Source organism: Chrysiogenia bacterium (assembly GCA_020434085.1).
Classification (GTDB): Bacteria; JAGRBM01; JAGRBM01; order JAGRBM01; family JAGRBM01; genus JAGRBM01.
This window is the reverse complement of sequence record JAGRBM010000451.1, coordinates 1-3787: the sequence shown is the minus strand read 5'-3', so window position 1 is coordinate 3787 and position 3787 is coordinate 1. Positions and strand designations below refer to the sequence as shown.

Genomic DNA, 3787 nt, shown 5'->3' with positions numbered 1-3787 from the left:
CTCGATCACTCATGTACCGACCAACGACCTCGCCCAATCGCGTCACCGTCACGAGATCGCCGTCACTGACCTTCACCAGTTCCATCGCAGCCATGAAACCGAACCACTGCTCGAAAGTGAACGTGGCATAGACGTCAGGATGGAGTGGAGCGACCTTGTCGTAGATATCCCGATAGTCAGCTTTCACGGCTGACGGCTTCCATCGCAGCGTATCGAGGGCGTGGACTTGGCTGCGAAAGATGAACCTCGAAGCTCGCTCCAGCTGCAGCATCAGCCCAACTTCGCTCGATGCTGCCAGCAGAAGCTCTTCTCGTGTTCCTGCGACCTTGTCCTCAATCTGAGGTATCGCTTCCAACGCGCGAGCGTAAATCTCATCAAAGAGGGGCAGATAGACCGGTGGAACCATATCGCGCGGCGCGACTTTGGTCCCACCTAGGCTAACTTCCGGCGGCGTGATGGGGAAAGGCCTAAGTGGGTTACTGTCCTTCGCAGTAGCCACCAATTGCGATGGGACGAACTCGGCTCCGTCCTTTCCCACTCGTCGGAGACGGCCGATGAGAGCCTCAAGTTGCCTCCTGAAGAGCCAAATCACAAACGCGGCCAGAGCCGGCCATGCCAAATCTGCAACCAACTCAATTACCAGCAGTGCCCAGGTCTGCAAGACGCCCAAGCACGCGGATCCCAGTTGCGCCACCGTGTCCATATCGCGCCCCCAATACAGCTACCGATTGTGACTCGGCGGCCATCGGGAGTCGATGGAGCGGGTTCGACCTTGTCTCTAGTTAGTCTCAGCGCGTTCGTTGACGGCAGGGCCGCCCGGGCGCATCCTAGGGGCGCCTGAGACGGGTGCTGGACACACCCGCCCCAGGCTGAGCACCAACCGGCTTTAGGGAGCCCGCCAGTGCCTGCACTGTTCTCTATCACAATATCGACCTGTGTCGCGCGCTCCCTGGGCCACAATCCCGATGGAGATTTCGCATGTCATCCACAGTCACCCGCCGCGACGCCATCACCGGCACCGCGGCCGCTGCCCTGATCGGCGGCGCGACCCTTCCGGCCAACGCCACCGATCACCCTGACGCGCACCTGTTCGCGCTCTGGCGCGACTACGATGCCGCCGCTGTGGAGGAAGACCGGCTCAGCGCCTGGTACGACAGGATTGCCGCTGAAGTTGCCGAACTACACCCGCCCATGCCCGACGAACTGGCTGACCTTCTGGGCATCCCCCGTGGCGGCAAGACGGAACCTCTCGGCATCTTTCGCGAATGGTTCTTCGACACCGCGACCGATGCCGAGCGCGAGCGTTACCATGCGCTTTCGGTGCCGTGGCGGCGCGAGTGTACCGCAACCCATCCGGGCGCCTTCGACGAGTACGAGGCGGCGTGCGAGGCCAACAGCGAGCGCCTGGGGTCGCTTCTGCGGAAGATCATGGCGACGGACGCCAAGACGCCCGACGGCCTGCTGACGAAGATGCGCGCCATTGAGGCATGGGAGGGCGAACGTTTGCCGGGCGAAGATCACGCCATCACGCAAGAAGCGTTTGCGTCCCTTCGCCAGAGCGTCGAGATCATGGGAGGCCGCCATGTCGCGTGACCTCACCCGTAGGCAGGCCCTGGCAACCACGGCCGCTGCAATGGCCGTCGCCGCGATCCCGGCGACGATCGTCATGGCCGAGCCCGGCGCAGAAGCCGAACGCGCCTTCCTGCTGGCTCGCATCCGGGCATTGACCTCGGCAGAGCTGGCATTGATCGGCCGCGCGGTGGAGCGTCTGCACGATGGCGTGCCGGGCGATGACGTGGTGGCGGCTTTCGAGCGGGAGCTTGCCGAGCTTCGCCGGGCCGAGGCCGCGGCCCTCGACATGGAGGGGCCGGACCATGGGTAGGATCGCCAACAACCCGGCCGCCATGTCCGACGCGGAAGCCCGGACCCTGCTCCACCACCTGCTGGGCAACGTCGACGTCATAGGCCATGGTGCCGACGGCACGGCGTTCTGCATGGTCACCTTGCCGCCCGCGATCCTCGACAGGCTGGCCGTGCGGGACGCCGACGGCGATGCCGACATCGAGGATGGCAACGACCGGGAACTCGACCTCGCCGACATGGAGGAGAACGGCGACCTGGAGCCCGATCAGCTCGCCATCGCGCTCGCATGGTCCATCCGCAACCGCTGGGTAGGCCCCAGGCATACGCATGCTGTCCTAGACCCCAGCATCGGCCGGGATGGCGTCCGGCGCATCGTTCCCCAGTTTCAGGACATCACCGCCCGGAGGGCCACGACATGACCGCCAGAGCCACCGTCCGCCGCCCTGTCGTGCCTGCCGATCCCGAGGCGCGCCGGCAGTTGCAAGAGGCCCTCACCGCCGGGGCCATGATGTTCGCAGAGGACAACCGCCGCGAGGTTCTGATCGAGGCCGCGCGGTGGGCCTGGCCGGAGCTCTTCGGCAGGCCGCCGACGCTGCACTGATCGCCGGCACAACGACTACAGGGGCGGGCTTTCGGGCTCGCCCCTTTTCGTCGCCCACAGGGCATGTCGTGATGTGCATTGCGCGAACGTGCTCGGGATGGTCGCCTGTCGATCGCTGGCCCCAACAGGAGGATCGCCATGCCCGAAGACGAGTATCACCGGACGCCCTGCGACCTTTGCAAGCGCCTGACGATCAACGGGCCTCATCGCTACGACGGACAAGCCCCCTCACACTTGGGCGGGCTCTTTCTCTGCAAGACGTGTCTCTCGGGGCATAGCGATGGCGTCAGCCCGCCATATGAAAAGGCCTTCGTTGAAGCCATGGCTCGACGAGGAGCACCCCTGCCGGCGCGGAACGCGAAGGGCCTGTTTTCACTCGCGCCGCCCCGCCGATGACTAAAGCTCCTTCCGCGTGCCCTAGAGTATTTCGTCCCACGAGTTCGCGGTCGGTCGGCTGAGATTGTCGAAGGCAGCATCGAGCTTCCAGCGGTCCCAGATCGCGCGAGCGCCGATCCGGATGGGGTCGGGCATCCTACCGTCTTTCACCATGGCGTCGAACAGGGTTGTCCCGACACCGATATAGGCGGCTGCCTGCTCGCGGTTGAGGCCGCGGGGCTCGATGTTCGCGCGCCGCGTCATGGGATGCAGAAGGGCACCACCGGCAGCACGTCGTGGCGCTCATCCTCTAGCCCTCCATAGCGCCCGCCGGAGTACCTTGCGCAGTCCCTCGCCATAGCCCGCTCCACCATCATCGCGCCTATGTCCTGACCGTCGAGATAGCAGACCGCGACGATGCGGTTGTAGCTGGTGCCCGTCGGCTCACATTGGGCCGTGGCGCCGCCAATGATGCCGGCCAACGTCGCCTTCGCAGGCGGACCATAGGACGTGTCCATCTCTGGCGCGTCTATGCCGCCGATCCTGATCCTGAGACCGTTCGTGCACCGGAAAGTGTCGCCATCAGTGATCGAGGCGACTTGGCAGGCAAAGCCATCGGCCGCCGCAATGACGGGGAACGCCGTCAGACCAATCGCGACGGCCATGCAGGACGTCCAAGCCGCGCGGTGATGAGATGAAAGCCAGATGGCAAATGATGCCCAAGGGAATGCCAGTTTGCCCTCTCATATTCTGCGAGCTAGCGTTACGGCTCGACACCATAGCGTGTGGGGATCATTCATGCTTGCGAGACTATTGGCTATCGCCGTTCTTCTCACGGCAGGCGCCGCGAGCGCCCAAACTTCGATCTATTGCGACACATGGGGCAATTGCACAGGCTATTCCAACGGCCAGAGCTACAGCACGTACACGGACCAATGGGGCAACACG

The 3787-nt window shown here is 64.2% G+C and carries 7 protein-coding genes; 4 read left to right on the top strand and 3 right to left on the bottom strand.

What is annotated here, in order from left to right; all coding sequences use genetic code 11:
• Nucleotides 1-670: hypothetical protein (locus tag KDH09_15345; GenBank protein ID MCB0221071.1), on the bottom strand; the 670-nt coding region annotated here is incomplete at its 3' end.
• Nucleotides 671-978: 308 nt separating this feature from the next.
• Between KDH09_15345 and KDH09_15340 the strand changes: the two genes are divergently transcribed.
• From KDH09_15340 to KDH09_15325, 4 genes are read left to right on the top strand one after another with little or no spacing between them, the layout of a single operon-like run.
• Nucleotides 979-1593, top strand: a complete 615-nt coding sequence (locus KDH09_15340; GenBank protein MCB0221070.1) for a hypothetical protein — start codon at nt 979-981, stop codon at nt 1591-1593.
• Nucleotides 1583-1882, top strand: a complete 300-nt coding sequence (locus KDH09_15335) for a hypothetical protein (GenBank protein ID MCB0221069.1) — start codon at nt 1583-1585, stop codon at nt 1880-1882. The genes KDH09_15340 and KDH09_15335 overlap by 11 nt, the downstream gene beginning before the upstream one ends.
• Nucleotides 1875-2282, top strand: a complete 408-nt coding sequence (locus KDH09_15330; protein ID MCB0221068.1) for a hypothetical protein — start codon at nt 1875-1877, stop codon at nt 2280-2282. The genes KDH09_15335 and KDH09_15330 overlap by 8 nt, the downstream gene beginning before the upstream one ends.
• Nucleotides 2279-2464, top strand: coding sequence for a hypothetical protein (locus KDH09_15325; GenBank protein ID MCB0221067.1), 186 nt, complete (start codon nt 2279-2281; stop codon nt 2462-2464). Before KDH09_15330 ends, KDH09_15325 begins: the two co-directional genes overlap by 4 nt.
• A 417-nt stretch (nt 2465-2881) precedes the next feature.
• Here KDH09_15325 and KDH09_15320 read toward each other — a convergent pair whose 3' ends face one another.
• Together KDH09_15320 and KDH09_15315 are read right to left on the bottom strand one after the other, a co-directional pair.
• Nucleotides 2882-3103, bottom strand: coding sequence for a hypothetical protein (locus KDH09_15320; GenBank protein ID MCB0221066.1), 222 nt, complete (start codon nt 3101-3103; stop codon nt 2882-2884).
• Entirely contained in the window at nt 3100-3504 is a 405-nt protein-coding gene (locus KDH09_15315) for a thermonuclease family protein (GenBank protein ID MCB0221065.1), read from the bottom strand. Before KDH09_15315 ends, KDH09_15320 begins: the two co-directional genes overlap by 4 nt.
• Between the last annotated feature and the right edge of the window lie 283 nt (nt 3505-3787).

Coding starts and splice junctions, on each gene's coding strand:
- KDH09_15330 (MCB0221068.1), top strand. CDS start 1,875: ATGGGTAGGATCGCCAACAACCCGGCCGCCATGTCCGACGCGGAAGCC.
- KDH09_15340 (MCB0221070.1), top strand. CDS start 979: ATGTCATCCACAGTCACCCGCCGCGACGCCATCACCGGCACCGCGGCC.
- KDH09_15325 (MCB0221067.1), top strand. CDS start 2,279: ATGACCGCCAGAGCCACCGTCCGCCGCCCTGTCGTGCCTGCCGATCCC.
- KDH09_15320 (MCB0221066.1), bottom strand. CDS start 3,103: ATGACGCGGCGCGCGAACATCGAGCCCCGCGGCCTCAACCGCGAGCAG.
- KDH09_15335 (MCB0221069.1), top strand. CDS start 1,583: ATGTCGCGTGACCTCACCCGTAGGCAGGCCCTGGCAACCACGGCCGCT.
- KDH09_15315 (MCB0221065.1), bottom strand. CDS start 3,504: ATGGCCGTCGCGATTGGTCTGACGGCGTTCCCCGTCATTGCGGCGGCC.